This window comes from Streptomyces sp. NPDC048664 (assembly GCF_040650555.1).
Classification (GTDB): Bacteria; Actinomycetota; Actinomycetes; order Streptomycetales; family Streptomycetaceae; genus Streptomyces.
The window spans coordinates 22196-36353 of record NZ_JBEZHK010000041.1; the positions used below are offsets into that span (position 1 = coordinate 22196).

Below are 14158 nucleotides of genomic sequence, written 5' to 3' on the forward strand. Positions count from 1 at the left end.
TCTCCTTGCTGGGTGCCGTCAAGGCTGGGAATCGGGATCGTCGGAGAGGTCCGCCGCCGCGGCGACCATGGCGTCCAGCAGGCCGTGCGCCGTGCGCTCGTCGAAGAGCGCCGTCGCGTAGGCCAGTTCCAGCTCCAGGTCGTCGCCGCGTTCGAGGGCGGTCAGTTCGAGTTCGTACTTGATGAACAGCGGGTCGGGCGCCAGATGGCGGGCGAAGGGCACGGACAGGTCCGGCTCCTTCGCGGAGGTCACGTAGAGCGGGGTGAGCGGAGGCCGGCCGAGGTCCCGGGTCGGATGCAGGGTCTCGACCACCGCGTCGTAGGGAGCTGTCGCATCCCGGTAGGCCGCCTTCGCGTCGTCACGCACCCGGGCCAGCAGCTCACGCCAGGTGGGTTCGCCGGTCAGGTCCACCCGCACCACCAGGGTGTTGACGAACATGCCCACGGCGTCGGCCGCACCGGTGGAGTCGCGCCCGGACCAGGGGAAGGCGAGCAGGAAGTCGCGCCCGCCTCCGCCGCGTGCGAGCGCCGCGCCCATGAGCGCGGCCGCGATCACGAACGTGCTGCAGCCCAGCTCGCCCACGGCGACCTCGCGCAGCCGCCGCAGCCGCTCCTCCCCGAGGAACACGCTGACGGTGGCCGCCGAGGTGGACTGGAGTTCGCCCCGGGGACGGTCGTGCGGCAGCGAGGGGTCGAGGGGGGCGCCGCGCAGGCGTTCCACGACGGCCCCGACGCGGTCGGCGTCGACCGGCTCGGCGACCGCCGCCGGGTGGACGGGCTCGGCGAGGTCGCCGTCCCGCCGGTAGGCGGCCGCGATCTGGTCCAGGAGGACCTGCGCCGACCAGCCGTCCACGACGATGTGGTGCGGAACCAGGGCCAGCACCGTCCGGCCGTCCAGGCACATGATGTCGGCGCGTACCGGCGCCTCCTTGGCCAGGTCGAACGGCGTGGTGCAGATCTCGGCGAGGTGCGCGCGCGGATCGGCCGGTGCCGCGGTGACCGTGGTGACGGCGGGCGGGCCGTCCGTCCGGTAGTGGACCCGCCGTTCCTTCCGGTCGAGGCTGAACCGCGACCGCAGCGCCGGGTGCCGTGCGAGCACCGTGTCCACGGCGCGCCGCAGCGCCTCGCGGTCGGTGTCGCCGGCCAACTCGACCACGGTGGGCGAGAGATAGGCCGGTCGCAGCCACGGCATCCGGTCCAGCAACCAGAAGCGCTGCTGCGCGGAGGTGGCGGGGAGCGGGCCGTCGTCGACCGCGGGCATCGGGGCGTCGCGCCTGGCCTCCGCCGACGTCAGAGCCTCGGCGAGTCCCGCCACCGTGGGGTCGGTCAGGAAGACCCGGGGCGACAGCTCGACGCCGTACCGCCGCTCGGCCTCCGCCAGCATGCTGACGGCCAGCAGCGAGTGCCCACCGAGGACGAAGAAGTCGGCGTCGGCGGTCAGTTCGTCCGCCGCTCCTACCCCGACGCGGCGGCCGCCGTCGCTCAGCACGGCGACGAACAGCTCCGCCGCCCGCCTCTGCTCCCGCGTGAGCGGAGCGCTCTCCCTCTTCCGGGGAGCCGGAGTCGAGGTGGCCTCCCGCCCCTGCACGGCGGGCGGCTCGCCCAGGAACTCGGTCAGCGGACGGTCCGGGTCGCCGACGGCGGCCGTGAGCAGTGCGACGAGGGTCTCGCCGAGGCGGCCGCAGGCCTCGTCGGAATAGCGGTCGGTGTCGTACTCGACGGTGACGGTCAGGTCGTCCCCGACCTCGTTGACGATCACCATCAGATCGAACTTGGCTGTTTCGGTGGGCAGTTCGACCGGAGGCGCCCAGCGCGTGTGCCCGGTGGGCGGGGCCTGGTGCACGAAGCCGACGTCGACCAGCGACGACCGGCCGGTGCCGCGTCGCGCGTTCACCGCGGTGGTGAGCTGGTCGAAGGGGAGCTTTTGATGACTGAGCGAACGGTAGGCCTCCGTCCGCGCCTTGCGGCACAGCTCGGCGAACGACCAGTCGGGGTCCACCGCGCAACGCAGGGGGACGGTGTTGACGAAGAACCCGATGAGCGGTTCCAGCTCGGGGTGGTTCCGGTTGGCGGTCACCGCGCCCACCAGGAACTCGCGCCGCCCCGACCAGCGGTACAGCGCGGCCTGCACGGCGGCGAACCACAGGACGAACGGCGTCGCCCGTAACGACAGGGACAGGTGCCCCACCCGGGCCGACACCTCGGGAGGAATCGGGAAGTCCCGCTGCCTCCCCGGACGGCTGCCCTCGTCCGCGGCCGGATTCCGGGTGCATCCGTCGAGGACGAGTGCGCGGGAGAACTCCACCAGGTGGTCGGCGCGCTCCTCGACCGCGCGCCGGATCTCGGGCGCCTGGGCCATGGCGCGGTCCCAGACGGCGAAGTCCGCGTACTGCAGCGGCAACTCGTCGGCCGGCGGCCGCTTCCCTTCCAGCGCCGCGTCGTAGGCGACGGCGAGGTCGTCGAGCAGCGGCTGGAGCGACCAGCCGTCCACCGCGATGTGGTGCACCACCAGCAGGAGGGCGTCACAGCCGGGCGAGCCGCGCCAGACGACACAGCGCAGCACTGTGCCCTTGGCCAGGTCGAACGGTTCGCGTCCGCGCCGCTCGGCCTCCGCACGGACCGCCTCCGCGGAATCCGCGTCGATGACCTCGATCGGCGGAGTCCGCGGATCGAGAACGGTCTGGAGAAGCCGCCCGTCGCGCAGTTCGTAGGCCGTCCGCAGCGCCTCGTGCCGCTCGACCACGAACTCCAGCGCCGAGGCCAGCGCCGCCACGTCGATGCGCTCCCGCCAGGCCAGGAAAACGGGCACGTTGTAGGTGGCGCTGCCCCCGGACGTCTCCTCGATCAGCCACAGTCGTTCCTGACCGGCTGAGGCGGGGGCCGTCCGCTCCCCCCGCCGCCGCAGTTCGGCGCTCATGCGGTCACGGCTCCCAGCTGCCGGACGTGCTCGGTCAGTTCGGCGAGGGAGTCGAGCAGCAGCACCGTGCCCGGCTCCACCGGCACGCCGTACCTCTGGTCGATCCGGGAGACGAGCTGCATGGCCCGCACCGAGTCGCCTCCCAGCTCCAGGAAGTTGTCGCCCGCCCCGACCTCGTCGGTGCCCAGCACCTCACGCCAGAGCTGAGCCAGCTCGTCCAGCAGCGTGTCGTCGCCGGCCTGCTCGCCGGCCACGAGCGCGGGCTCGGCGTCGGGAGCGGGGTCGACGTCCAGCAGCCGCAGCAGCGCGGCGCGGTCGACCTTGCCGGCCGAGCCCACCGGCAGACGCTCCACCATGACCCACCGGGCCGGAATCATGTAGGACGGCAGCCGGTCGGCCAGCGCACCCCCGACGGCCCTCAGCAGGTCCTCCGGCTCGGTCGGTCCCGTGGCGGACGGCAGAGCGAAGCCGACCAGCATCGCGGACGGACCCTCACCCACCTTTTCCACGAAGGCGGCGCTCACCAGGCCGGTGGCCGCCGCCGCGCGCTCGATCTCGGGCAGTTCGACCCGGAAGCCGCGCAGCTTCACCTGCCGGTCGGCACGCCCCAGGTACTCGATCGCGCCGTCGGGCAGCACGCGGCACAGGTCGCCGGACCGGTAGTGCGTCTCGCCGGTGGCGCCGTCGGCGACGAAGCGCTCGGCTGTGAGTTCCGGGCGGCCGAGGTAGCCGAGGGCGACGCCGGGACCGCCGATGCACAGCTCACCGACCTCGCCCTGCGCCACCTCGCTCAGGTCCTCGGCGACGACGCGCAGCGTCGTCCCCTGGATGGGGCGCCCGATGGGCACCCGGTCACGGCCCGCCAGGGTGTCGAGCGTGCAGTCGAAGAAGGAGGCGAATGTCGTGGCCTCCGTCGGACCGTAGGCGTTGACCAGACGCTCGGGCGCGGCCGCCTGCAGGACGTCGCGCACGATGCCCGACTCGAGCTGCTCACCCGCCGTGATCAGGGTGCGCAGCTTGCCGAACGCCTCCGGCCGCTCCCGCCCGACGGTGTGGAACAGCGAGGTGGTCAGGAACATCGTGTCGATGCCCTCCGACCGCACCATCCGTGCCCACGCCTCGAGTGACAGGTCGGTGACCACCGAGGGCAGCACGACGAGCGTGGCGCCCGCGGTGAGGGTGTTCCAGATCTCGAACGTCGTGACGTCGAACGCGGGGTTGCAGGTGTTGGCGACCTGGTCGCCGGGACCGATGGTGCAGAAGACCGGGTCGGTCACCAGCCGGACGACGCCCCGGTGCGGCACGATCACCCCCTTGGGCCGACCCGTCGATCCGGAGGTGTAGGTGATGTAGGCGGGCTCCTGCCCGTCGGAGGCGACCGGATCCGCGATGTCGCCGCCCGGCGAGGCCGACGTGGGCACCGGCATGCGGCGGAGGCCGTCCGGGAGGTTCGCCCACTGCTCGCGGCGCGAGTCGGGGCCGTAGGTGACGACCAGCTCGGCGCCCACCTCGTCGAGGATCCCGCGCAGGCGGGCCTCCGGGGCCATCGCGTCCAGCGGCACGTAGGCCGCGCCTGCGAGGAGAACTCCGAGGAACGCCGGAACAAGCTCCAGCGACCTGTCCACGGCGACCGGTACGGCGTCTCCGGGGCCCACGCCGGCGGCGACGAGATCGTCAGCCAACCGCTGCGCGACGTCCCACAGTTCTCGATAGGACAGCGACTCGCCGGTGGCCGGAACGCGTACGGCACAACTCGCCGGACTGAGTCTCACCCGTCCGGCAACAAGATCCTGGACCCGCCCGACCGCCACCATGCCCCGCCAACTCCCCCGTCATGTCGAGATAGGTACGCAAGCCACCACCCCTCGGGCATCGCACACGAGTCAGCCCGACGGGACCACCAGACAGCACCCAAGAACGATGCATGCGTCACGCGGGGAGGGGCCAGCCCCGACGGCTGCATGTTTGTGCACAACCGATCACCCTCAAGCACGACCCACCACTCAAGGTCATGACTCGCTCACTGCTCGCGACGGCCGGAGGCGGCCTGACACCCATCACGCGAAGGGGCTCGACTCGGAGCGGTTGCGGGCCTCCAGGCTGAGCGTGGCGGCCGGACTTCGCCGGGGCGGGGCGGCCCCGCTCGTGCTCTGCCGCAGGGCGTCAGCACTCGGCCAGGCCGCCGAGCACCTCAGCCGCGTGAGCATCCCCCACCCGTCCGTCCTCGTCGGTCAAGCATGGCGGGACTACCGCCGCCAGGTCAGGCTCAGCACTCTTCTCGCCGGGCGCCAGGTCGAACCCGTCGGCCTCGACACCGCCGGAACGGCAGGGATTCACTGCTGCGGCTACCTGCTCACGCGGGGGCGAACAGGCAGTCCGCTCTCGCCCCTCGACCTGGGCGCAGGCGCTACCGTGAGGTCATGACCGCACTGCCCGACTGGATGCGCCCGCCGCGCGCGGAAGGCTGGTTCGCGGAGGATCTCGACCGCCTCCCCGAGGCGCCTCGCCACACCGAGCTGATCGACGGAGCCCTCGTCTTCATGATGTCGCCGCAGCGGTCCTGGCACGGCCGCCTCGTCACCGCCCTGACCACCACGCTCATGGCGCAGGCGCCGACCGGCTTCGAGGTCGAGCGGGAGATGACGATCCGCCTCGATGCCCGCAACCGCCCCGAGCCGGACCTCTTGCTGACAAGCCTGCCTTACGACCCCGACCGCACCTGGTACGCCCCTGAAGACGTGAAGCTCGTCATCGAGGTCGTCTCCCCCGAGTCCGCCCATCGCGATCGCACGGTGAAGCTCCGCAAGTACGCAGAGGCCGGCATCCCGCACTACTGGTGCGTCGAGGACGAGGACGGCGCACCTGTCGTCCACGTGTACGAGCTCGACGAACCGACCGGCGTCTACGCGCCGGCCGGCATCTTCCGGGGCACCCTCCAGCGCCCGGTGCCGTTCGAGATCAGCCTGGACCTCGACAAGCTCACACCGCCGCGGGGTGACTGAAAGGTCAGCGCCACGCCGGCACGGGCATGCGGAAGGGGGCGGACTCGCGGGAGTCCGCCCGCTTCCGGCCTGCACCGAATCGACCACACGTTGAAGCGGAATCCGTAGCGCAGAGCTCCCACCTGCGAAAACGCGGGTTTTGCAGGGGTCATCCCAGCACCATCCCAGCACGGGCGTTCTATCCCAGCACCATGCAGGCCAGGTGCCCCCTCGTACACCTAAGCGGCTCGGGCGCTGCCGCTCGAGCTCGCCTCCCCTCTCGGGCGGGACGTCGCGTCTGGGGAGGCAGGCCGCATGGCGCGCTGCAGAACATCCCGGCAGCGATCCCAGGCGCTGGGCAGCAGATGCCCATAGATGTCGACTGTCGTCTTGACCGAACGGTGCCCCAGCCAGCGCGAGACCTCGTGGATTGGCACACCGTTGGCCAGGGCCGTGGATGCGAAGAAGTGCCGCAGGCTACGAGGCGTGTACCTGGCATTGCCGTCCAGATCGACAAGGCCGGCCGAGAGGCATGCCTTCTTGAACTGGTAGCCGTAGGACGCGATGGACGGCATCACGCCAGCGCCAGGCTGACGTGGAGCAAAGAAGGTCTCAAGCCGAATCCGTTTCCCCTTCTGCCCAGTGAAGACGACGGGCACCGACTTCCACTTCAGAAGGTGCGCGTCGATCTCCTGCTCAACGAACAGGGCGGTTGGGACGTCTCGGCACTCCTTCTCCAGCCGATGCTTGAGCGGCACGAAGGGTGTCTGGCAGTCCTCACGGTGCGCCTTGGCACTGACCTGCCATCGAATCCTGACGTAGCCAGGCCGCCTGCACTCGGTGGAGAAGGCCAGGGCTTCGCTGGGGCGCTGGCCTGTGCCGGACTGAAGATAGACGGTGAGGCGGAAGCGTGGCGCGATGTGCGCAGCGATCAGATCGACCTCGGCTGACGTCGGAACTTCGACCTCGTCCACCGCCAGCGCCACCCTGCGGGAGATCCGGATACCCCGGGCCGGGTTCTCCGTGATGCGCTTGTCCACGACGGCCGCCTCCATGATGGCGGCCACCATCACCATGCGGTCGTTCACTGTCGATGCAGCCAGCCCTGCACCGCCTCGATAGATGTCCTTGACGAACTTCTCAAAATCCCGGCGCGCCAGCCCAGCCAGGGGCTTACGACCAAGGCTCGGCACGAGATGGTTGCGGATGAACCCTTCGTAGTTGCAGCGAGTCGCCTCTCCGATGGCTCGTCGCTCCAACCACTCCTCAGCCCAGACCGACAAGGACATGGCGCCGCGCGCAGGATCGATGCCGACGCGGGCCTTCTTATCCTTCTCCACGACGGCAGCGAAAGCGTCCGCACCGTCCAAGCCGATCCTTCGTCGAAACGACTTCTCTCGCTGCCGCCCTCGCCTGCCGCCTGACTCCCGATACCGCACGGTCCACGCGTGACCGCAGCGTGGACGCACGCATGGATAGTTCCGATCCCGGGCGTCCCGCCTGCACCTCTGAAAGACGCTCGCCACCCGCCACCCCGATCCGTTAGACCCGCTGTCCTTGAAATCGTCACCATCACCTCATTCGTGAGCAAGGAGCTCGCCGCTAATCCGCCCGTTTCGGCGAACATGCCCAGCGACGTCCTGTCGAGGGCACGGGAATACAACCGTCCGCGCGAGTGGACATCACACCGCTTCGATCTGCGAAAGTGGCGCAACCGCCGACGCCATGCACATCCGAGCAGATCCACAAGGAAGATCGTCACTGAGGACGCGCGCCGGCCCTGTCGAGGTAGCCCGAATAAGCGGCAGGCACCCGGGGGTCAAGCCTGCTGGGACACCTAACGTCGCCGCGGCCTGACCAACCACGCTCATACCCGCGCCGACGCCCGCTAGCCTCAAGATCATCCGCTGAGACGCGTCGCCCCCCACCCTGAACGATCATCGAGGCTGCTTCGGCTTCGGAGGAGCCACCACCACGACGTTGCAGCACGTAGACCCTCTCGCCTGTTAGCAGGGTGGGACTGGCCGCTGTCAGTCCACCGGCATAGGCTGCGCTTGCGGATAGTCCGCAGAGGTTCACGTAGCAGCAGACGGGGCTCCAACCCGTCCCAGGGGAGGTCGAGGGTGCTCCTCCGCTTTCGGGTGGCCAATCACCGCTCGATCCGCGATGAGTGCGAGCTGTCGTTGGTCAGCACCGCAGCTGGTGACAGTGCAGCGCGAGTGACCACGCTCCGCGACCAGGGCAAGGCTGTGTCAGTCCTCCCCGTGGTCGGCATCTTCGGTGCGAACGCTTCAGGCAAGACGAACCTTCTTCGGGCGTTGTTCGACATGCGGGACGCAGTACGGACATCATTCGCCGAATGGGCTGCCAAGCCGGGCGTGCCGCGTCAGCCATTCAAGCTAGACGCGGAAGCCGCGGACGAGACGACGCTCTATGAAGTCGACCTCATGCTGGGCGTGAACCCTGTCCGCTACACCTACGGCTTCGAACTCTCGGACGAGCGGGTGGAAGCCGAATGGCTGCACGCCTACCCGGAAGGTAGACGCGTCGTATGGTTCGATCGAGAGGCTGACCGCCCAGAAGCAGAAGGCGGAGAGTTTCTCTTTCCCAGCTCCGATTCCGACTCTGGTATCGGATTTCTCGGGAAGCAGGACGTACTCGTGCCCGTCACCCGCTCCGACGCTCTCTTCTTGTCCACTGGTGCCACTCTGAACGACCCACAGCTTGCAGCCCTCCACAGATGGTTCATGAACAATTTGTGGCTTATGACTCCCGGCCGGGACGTCAAAGCCAGAAGTGACTGGACACGGCGCCTATTGGCCGACCCGAAGCGCGGCAAGGACTACCGAGAGTGGCTAGTCGAACTGCTTTCCGTTGCCGACCTAGGCATCAGCGGCATCGACATCGACCGCAAGACCGGCGAGATCACCCTGCGCCATCGCAGCTCAGACGGTAGCGACGTCGGCCTCGACTTTCTCGGTGAAGAATCACTCGGGACACACTCTTGGTTCGCTTTCCTCGGCCCGATGCTCTCCGTCCTCGATGCCGGCACAGTGCTCCTAGTGGATGAGCTCGATTCCAGCCTCCACCCCACATTGGCCGCCGAGGTCGTACGACTCTTCCAGGACCCCAAGTCCAACCCACGCGGTGCGCAACTGATCTTCACCACACACGACGCAACGCTCCTCGGCACCGCAGTTCTGGATCGCCCGCTCGCCCGCGAACAAGTGTGGATCACTTCAAAGAAGACTTCCGGCGCGACCGACCTGTATCCGCTCGCAGCAGCCGGACCTAGCGATGACGAGGACCTGGAACGCGGATACCTACGTGGTCGATACGGAGGTTCGCCCCGTGTCAGCGTGGGCGAGATTGCCCGCGCTCTGGCCTGGCGAGAGAAAGAACGGGAACGCGAGCAGGAGGCGAAGGCGTCGGCGTGAGCGGGTGGGGCGGGCAAGAGAAAGCATCGGGCCTTGATGAGTCCGAGGCGGTGCCGAAGAAACGGAAGAGGCGCACGGGAAGCGACGACAAAGTGCGGTCGCTGGAGCCCGTTCAGGTAGCGGAGCATAAGCAGGAGCGGGTCCTCTATGTGGGATGCGAGGGCGAGTCGACGGAGCCCGATTACCTAGATTACCTGGCCAAACGCTTCGGATCTGGCGAGCGGACGGGGCAGCCGTTCCGAATCGTCCCCGTTTACAAGGCGAACGGCCTACTGCCGGAGCAGGTTGTTGAGGCCGTGCGCGAGCATGCCGCGACGGACGAGACCTGGGCACTGTTCGATCGGGACGAGCACACTCAGATTCCACAGGCGTTCGAATACGGCGCGGCCGATAGTACGGAGATTTGCTTCTCACACCCATCCTTCGACCTGTGGCTGCTTCTTCATTTCCAGGCATACGGCGGGCGGCAGAGCGGCAAGAGCACGGACGTAGTGAACAAGCTCCGCGCGTCCGATCCGGCATTTATGCGTTTCGACAAGAAGAATGACAAGAGTATCCAGGGGTCGCGTCGAAAAGCTCTTGAGGGGAGAACCAAGGCAGCCATTGCGCATGCCAAGAGTCTCGTCTCTCAGTGCGAACACGGCGCGTGCAAAGCAAGCCAGCACAAGGCCACTCCTGTCGACCGCACCAGCCTGGACAACCCCGACCACCTGCCTCAGTCCCCCCGCAAGTGGGCTGCACGCTCCGGCCATGCCCTGGACTGCAAGATCTTGGACCGGGACCCATCCACCGATGTGTGGCGTCTCCTCATCAGCCTCGGCATCGAGCACGACGGTGACGATTGACACAGCCTCCTAAGATCGACCACTTCGAGCGGTTTCCGCCCGGAGCCTCGGGGCCACTACGCTGCCCTGGCACTCTCCTCACTTCCGACCCCACGAAGGACCGGCGCGTGGCCCGCATCACCCTTCCCCAGTTGGAGCGGCACCTCTTCGCGGCCGCCGACATCCTGCGCGGACGCATGGAACCCTCCGACTACCGGGACTACATCTTCGGGATGCTGTTCCTGAAGCGCGCCTCGGACGAATTTGAGCCTGAGTGGAAGCGTGTCTACGAGGAGCGGAAGAAGGAGACCGGCAGTGTGGAGCTGGCCCTGAAGCGGGCCGACAACCCCGACTTCTACCGCCACGTCTTTTACGTCCCGCCGCGTGCTCGCTGGTGGACCGGGCCGCATGCGCTCGACCCCGACCATCCGGAACAGACCGTCCCAGGCATCGAGGGTCTCACCGCCGAGACCAGGGGCCCGGACGGAAACCTGATGAAGGTGGGGGAATACCTGGACAAGGCGCTCGTCGCACTCCAGGAAGGCAACAGCAGACTGTCCGGCGTCGCCTCGCATATCGAATTCAACGCAGTAGCCGGCAACAAATCCCGCTTTACACCGAACGAACTGCTCGCCCTGATCCGGCACTTCAGTCTCTATCGGCTCCGCAACGAGGACTTCGAGTTCCCCGACATGTTGGGGGCTGCATATGAGTACCTGCTGGGCCGGTTCGCGGACTCCGCCGGGCAGAGCGGTGGCGAATTCTACACCCCGCGCTCGGTGGTGAGGATGCTGGTACGCCTGCTCGACCCGCAGCCGATGGAAAGCGTCTACGACCCCTGCATGGGCTCCGGCGGCATGCTCATCGCTGCCCGGGAGTACGTCGAAGAGCACGGCGGCAACCCTGACGAGCTCGGCATCAACGGCCAAGACCGCAACCCCGCGTCCTGGTCGATGGCGAGCATGAACATGGTGCTGCACGGGATCCGGAAGTTCGACCTCCAGCACGGCGACACGCTCACCGAGCCGCTCCACCTCGACGAGAACAGACGCCTGCGCACCTTCACCAAGGTCCTCTCTAACCCACCCTTTTCCCAGCCGTACGACCAGGCGCAGGTGGCCGCCGCCGACGCTCTGCACGGCACGCGCATGCAGTGGGGGTGGGCACCCGAGAAGGGTAAGAAGGCCGACCTAATGTTCGTCCAGCACATGATTTCGGTGCTGGAGGAGCGGGGTGTGGTAGCCGTGGTAATGCCACACGGGGTCCTTTTCCGCGGGGGCAAGGAGAGGGAGATCCGCGAGGAGCTGCTGCGCGACGACTGCGTAGAGGCGGTGATCGGCCTCGGCCCGAACCTCTTCTACGGCGTCGGCATCCCCGCCTGCGTCCTTATCCTGCGCCGGCCACGCCGCAAGCACCCCGATCGGAGCAAGAAGGTCCTCTTCATCAACGCCGATCGGGAATTCACGGTTGGCCGCAACCAGAACGAGCTGGGCCCCGAGCACGTCGAGAAGATCGTCACGGTGTTCCAGCGGGGACGGTCCCTGCCGGGCTACTCGCGATGGGTAGAGGTGAAGGACCTCCTCGCCGAGGGAGCCAACCTCAACATCCGCCGCTGGGTAGACAATTCACCGCCTGCAGAACCGCAGGATGTGCGGGCTCATCTGTACGGCGGCGTCCCGGTCAAGGAAGTAGCAGCGCAGTCAGACCTGTTCGGGGCATACGGAGTCGACACGTCCACGTTGTTCGCCGCACGCGTCGGCGACCCCGACTACTACGACTTCCTGCCCGAAGACCCTGATGCCACTGTAAGCCGCATTGCGGAACAGGCCGCCACGAAGGAAGCCTCGCTGCGGGCGGCGTACGCCGACTGGTGGAAGAAGGGGGCACTCCTCTTCTCTCAGCTGACTGAAGATGGAAAGTTGATGGATCTGCGAGCCGGGCTAATCGCTGGCTTCACGGAGTCCATCGGGGGCGTGAAGGTTCTCGACGAGTACCGCACGTCGGGCATCATTGCCGATTGGTGGACGCACGCGCGTTATGACATGAAGGCTCTGGCCGCTGGCGGTTTTGCCCGCGTACTCGAAGGCTGGGTCGACTCGACAGAGGCAATCGTGAGGCCGGCAGAGGGTGCTGTCAGCAGCACCGGCTCTGCAAAGAAGCCGAAGGTAACGATCTCGGCTGCCGATCGCCGCCGCGCGATGGACCAGATGGTCGTACGTCACCTCATCCCGGAATTCCTCACGCAGTACGCAGTCGTAGAAGCGGAGGTCGCAACAGCCGACGCAGCGTTCAAGGAAGCGGCGGAAGCGGTATCGGCGGCTAAGCCGACGCCGGAGGAGGGCGAGGACGAGGGTACTTCTCCTGAGGAGAACGCTGCCGAGCCGGTCTCGTCGGATGAGCTAGCCCGTCTTGAGGCTGAGTGGGCAAGGTGCAGGAAGGCTCGTACGGCAGCCATGAAGAAGCGCAAGGCGCTCGACGACCGGTTCCTGACAGAGCTGATTGCAGCCGCGGACGTCGTCCTCGCAGACAAGGAGCGGACTCAGGAAGTTGTCCTGACTCTCCTCAACGAGGATCTGACGGGACGGCTCGACGCGGCAGTCGCAGTAGGACGCCTGGAACTGGTCGCAGCGTTTCGGCGGTGGGTGGAAAAGTATGCGGTGTCGTTGAGCGAGTTGGAAGGAGAAAGCGACCTGGCAAAGGGGGAGCTAGGGAAGTGGCTTGAGGAGCTGGGTTATGGGCGGTAAGCACACGGTCAAGACAGCGAGCTCTTGCAGTTGGCGATCTGTGCCACTGGGAGAAGCTGGAACATGGCTGTCAGGAGGGACACCCAGCACCTCTAACCCCGCCTACTGGGATGGTGATATCCCGTGGATTAGTGGCGCAAGCCTCAAGTCATTTCGGATTTCTGATTCTGAGCGTCGTCTAACCCCCCTGGGGGCGAAGACCGGTTCGCGACTTGTCGCCAAGGGCACAACTCTGTTCGTGGTTCGAGGAATGAGCCTCAAGTCCGAGTTCCGCATCGGTGTCGCAGCACGAGATGTGGCATTCGGACAGGACGTCAAGGCGCTCATCCCTGCCGACGGAATCGACGCCTACTTCCTCGCCCATGCCATGCGGGCGCATACCGATCAGATCCTGCGCCTGGTGGAAGATACGAGCCACGGCACTGGGAGACTGGATACCGACCGTCTCCAGAAACTTGCGATCGGTGTCCCTCCGCTGCAGGAGCAGCGCCGGATCGTCGCCGCACACTCGGCATTTGAGCGGTGGATCGTGGCGCTGGACGGAGTGCTCGAAAAGCTCCGAGTTACAGAGCAAGCACTGGCCCCCGCACAGTGGGATGAGTGGGATCAGGTCCCTCTAGAGACCGTTGCAACAGTGGCGGCTGGCGTAACGCTCGGCTCAGAGCCCGTGGGGGATGGAACGGTTGAGCTGCCATATCTGCGCGTCGCCAACGTTCTGGATGGTCGCATCGATACGACTGACGTGAAGCGAGTCCGGATTCTCAGTGCACAGTTCGAGCGGTACGCTCTCAAACCGGGAGATCTGCTGCTCACAGAAGGTGGAGACCTCGACAAGCTTGGCCGGGGCGCGGTCTGGGATGGCCAGATCGAGCGCTGCCTGCACCAGAACCACGTCTTCCGGGTCCGATGCGGTGAACGCATGACGCCCGACTTCCTCGCGCTATACACCGCCTCGCCCGTCGGACGTGCGTATTTCCAGCGAGTCGGCAAGCAGACGACGAACCTCGCATCGATCAACTCGACGCAGGTTAAAAAGATGCCGGTCCCTGTGCCGCCGCTGGACGAGCAGGAACGGCTTCTGGGGCCGATCCGGGCCGCTCGGAAGCGGGCCGGGGAGCTGGAGAAACAGATCGCCAAACTGCGCACGGTTCAGCGAGGCGTGATCGAAGACCTGCTCACCGGTCACTCGAAGATGTCCGAGACCTGAACGGATCCGCCACTTCGTCGCGGACGGGCATTCCCGCAAGCTTGGTGAT

8 protein-coding genes are annotated in these 14158 nt (G+C 67.1%); 5 read left to right on the forward strand and 3 right to left on the reverse strand.

What is annotated here, in order from left to right:
* Positions 1 to 18 precede the first annotated feature (18 nt).
* Both AB0C59_RS31560 and AB0C59_RS31565 read right to left on the reverse strand, forming a co-directional pair.
* On the reverse strand, positions 19 to 2916 hold the full coding sequence (locus AB0C59_RS31560) for a condensation domain-containing protein (protein WP_363010682.1): 2898 nt from the start codon (positions 2914 to 2916) through the stop codon (positions 19 to 21).
* Complete coding sequence (locus AB0C59_RS31565) at positions 2913 to 4688, reverse strand: non-ribosomal peptide synthetase (RefSeq protein WP_363010684.1); 1776 nt, start codon at positions 4686 to 4688, stop codon at positions 2913 to 2915. Before AB0C59_RS31565 ends, AB0C59_RS31560 begins: the two co-directional genes overlap by 4 nt.
* A gap of 648 nt (positions 4689 to 5336) precedes the next feature.
* Between AB0C59_RS31565 and AB0C59_RS31570 the strand changes: the two genes are divergently transcribed.
* Positions 5337 to 5918, forward strand: coding sequence for a Uma2 family endonuclease (locus AB0C59_RS31570; protein ID WP_363010686.1), 582 nt, complete (start codon positions 5337 to 5339; stop codon positions 5916 to 5918).
* A gap of 218 nt (positions 5919 to 6136) precedes the next feature.
* Here AB0C59_RS31570 and AB0C59_RS31575 read toward each other — a convergent pair whose 3' ends face one another.
* Complete coding sequence (locus AB0C59_RS31575; RefSeq protein WP_363010688.1) at positions 6137 to 7237, reverse strand: tyrosine-type recombinase/integrase; 1101 nt, start codon at positions 7235 to 7237, stop codon at positions 6137 to 6139.
* A gap of 783 nt (positions 7238 to 8020) precedes the next feature.
* Here AB0C59_RS31575 and AB0C59_RS31580 point away from each other — a divergent pair.
* The 4 genes from AB0C59_RS31580 to AB0C59_RS31595 all read left to right on the forward strand — a co-directional run bounded on the left by AB0C59_RS31580 (position 8021) and on the right by AB0C59_RS31595 (position 14109).
* Positions 8021 to 9334: an ATP-binding protein gene (locus AB0C59_RS31580; protein WP_363010690.1), complete on the forward strand. Its 1314-nt coding sequence runs from the start codon at positions 8021 to 8023 to the stop codon at positions 9332 to 9334.
* Positions 9331 to 10179 carry an RloB family protein gene (locus AB0C59_RS31585; RefSeq protein WP_363010692.1) on the forward strand — a complete coding sequence of 283 codons (849 nt, stop codon included), beginning with the start codon at positions 9331 to 9333 and terminating at the stop codon, positions 10177 to 10179. The genes AB0C59_RS31580 and AB0C59_RS31585 overlap by 4 nt, the downstream gene beginning before the upstream one ends.
* Before the next feature lie 107 nt (positions 10180 to 10286).
* Complete coding sequence (locus tag AB0C59_RS31590; protein ID WP_363010694.1) at positions 10287 to 12902, forward strand: class I SAM-dependent DNA methyltransferase; 2616 nt, start codon at positions 10287 to 10289, stop codon at positions 12900 to 12902.
* A complete protein-coding gene (locus AB0C59_RS31595) occupies positions 12892 to 14109 on the forward strand; it encodes a restriction endonuclease subunit S (protein ID WP_363010696.1) in 1218 nt (405 codons plus the stop codon). Before AB0C59_RS31590 ends, AB0C59_RS31595 begins: the two co-directional genes overlap by 11 nt.
* Positions 14110 to 14158: the final 49 nt, after the last annotated feature.

What these genes read in the sequence shown, in the direction of transcription:
- AB0C59_RS31560 (WP_363010682.1), bottom strand. Translation starts at nt 2,916, where the DNA reads ATGAGCGCCGAACTGCGGCGGCGGGGGGAGCGGACGGCCCCCGCCTCA.
- AB0C59_RS31570 (WP_363010686.1), top strand. Translation starts at nt 5,337, where the DNA reads ATGACCGCACTGCCCGACTGGATGCGCCCGCCGCGCGCGGAAGGCTGG.
- AB0C59_RS31595 (WP_363010696.1), top strand. Translation starts at nt 12,892, where the DNA reads ATGGGCGGTAAGCACACGGTCAAGACAGCGAGCTCTTGCAGTTGGCGA.